The organism is Nitrospina gracilis 3/211, assembly GCF_000341545.2.
In the GTDB taxonomy this organism is placed as follows: domain Bacteria; phylum Nitrospinota; class Nitrospinia; order Nitrospinales; family Nitrospinaceae; genus Nitrospina; species Nitrospina gracilis.
Map to the genome: position 1 here is coordinate 1 of NZ_HG422175.1, position 1,867 is coordinate 1,867.

Annotated in this window: 3 protein-coding genes; all 3 read right to left on the reverse strand. The window is 57.1% G+C overall.

Annotated elements, in window-relative coordinates; genetic code table 11:
• Positions 1-536: formylglycine-generating enzyme family protein (locus TX82_RS14785; protein WP_052338301.1), on the reverse strand; the 536-nt coding region annotated here is incomplete at its 3' end.
• Positions 537-562: 26 nt separating this feature from the next.
• On the reverse strand, positions 563-1,453 hold the full coding sequence (metF, locus tag TX82_RS14790; RefSeq protein ID WP_005006034.1) for a methylenetetrahydrofolate reductase [NAD(P)H]: 891 nt from the start codon (positions 1,451-1,453) through the stop codon (positions 563-565).
• Between the two features lie 63 nt (positions 1,454-1,516).
• A partial coding sequence (locus tag TX82_RS14795) for a restriction endonuclease (RefSeq protein WP_042252963.1) occupies positions 1,517-1,867 on the reverse strand: 351 nt, incomplete at its 5' end.

A 1,867-nucleotide genomic window follows, 5' to 3' on the forward strand; every position in this document is an offset into this window, starting at 1 on the left:
ATGTTTCCCGCCATGTCGTAGAGTCCGTACTGGTTGGGGGGGTACTGGCCGACCGGTGCGGCGCCGTCCGCAAGCTGTTTGCCGCCGTAGGCCATTTCCGGGTCCCAATCCGGTCCCCAGGGGAATTCACAACCGTTGGCCCCGCCGGCGGCTTTTTCCCATTGCGCTTCGCTGGGCAGGGCTTTTCCGATGAGGTGGCAGTAGTCGGCGGCTTCGTACCAGGTGATTTTGGAGACGGGGCAGTTGTCGCAACTGGAGGAGGCACTGCGGCGCAGAAGGTGGTCCGGCATCACCTCTTCCAGCTTTTTGTTGGTGACCTCGTACTTGTCGATCATGAAGCCGTTGAGGTACACCTCGTGCGCGGGGGCGCCGTGTTCCGGGCCGAGGGCGTCGCATCCCCGCTGGAACTTGCCCGCCGGGATCATCACCATGTCTTCGGTGATGTCGAAGGTCTGGTCCGGAGAAACGCCGGGCGTGGGAGAACAGGCGGTGGTGCAGGCCAGAAGCCATAGCGTGAACGCCGCGAAGATCCTCATCGTTACCGGCCAATCACCAGCAGGGGTCAGGGGTTCGGTGTGATATCCACCAGTTTCTTCAGGTTCTCGAAAATATTGAGAGTGGCCCGGGACCGGTTGAGCGTGTAAAAATGAATGCCCGGTGCGCCGCCATTGATGAGCCCCTCGCACTGCTCGGTGGCGTGCTCGACGCCGATTTCCTTGATCGCATCCGTGTCTTCCGAATAGGCTTCCATCCGCAACAGCAGGGGATCGGGAATTGTCGAGCCGCACATTTTCGTGAAACGCTTGACCTGTTTCAGGTTCTGAATCGGCATGATACCGGGAATGATCGGTACGTTGATGCCGCGGGCGATGGCCCGGTCCACGAAATCGAAGTAGTAATCGTTGTCAAAAAACAACTGGGTGACCACAAAATCCGCCCCCGCGTCGACTTTCCGCTTCAGGTTGTCGAGGTCGGTGTTCATGTCCGAGCACTCGATGTGCTTTTCCGGATACCCGGCGACGCCGATGCAGAAGTCGTAACCCCTTTTTTTGATGAATTCCACCAGTTCGTTGGCAAACCCGAAGCCATCCTTCGGCCGCACAAAATACTCCTGATCCTTGGGCGGGTCACCGCGCAGGGCCAGCACGTTTTCTATGCCCGCGTCCTGCAGGGCGTCCAGCACTTCGGCGATCTCATCGGAATTGGAACCGACGCAGGTCAGGTGCGCCATACTTTCCAGATCCAGGTCGCGCTTGATGCGTTTGACCAGGTCGAGCGTCTTGGTGCGGGTGTTGCCCATGGCGCCGTAGGTGACCGACACGTAGACCGGCTGGCAGGGCTTGAGGTTTTCGATGGCGGTGAAAAGCTGATTGAACCCCTCGTCGTCTTTCGGCGGAAAAAACTCGAAAGAAAACGCAGGGCGTATGGTTTCAATAAGTTTTGAGATTTTCATAAGGAAGACAGTATAACATAGAGTGCCTTCGGGACCAAATCTCGCGGGCCGAGGGAGCCCGGTTCAGTAAATGTCGAAACTTTTGAGGTACTTCAGGAAGGAATGGACATTGACCAGTTCCACCGGCTCTTCTTCTATCTGCCGGTAGGCGTCGTCCGAAAAGTAACCGGTGGTGATGATGATGCCTCGCGCTGCGCCCTCGCCGCGGACGGAATCCAGAAACCCCTTAACCTTCATTGCGTCCACAAGGTTGTAAGGGGGATTGATGATGCAGAGCGCCAGGTATTTTCCGCCAACGACGGGGGTTTCGTCCTGCATGTCAATTTCAAGTTCCGAATCATTGGCCCAGACCGAGTGGCGGTATTCCAGGTTGAACTTTTCAAGAAACTCAAGGCATTTGGAGCGAAATTCGTC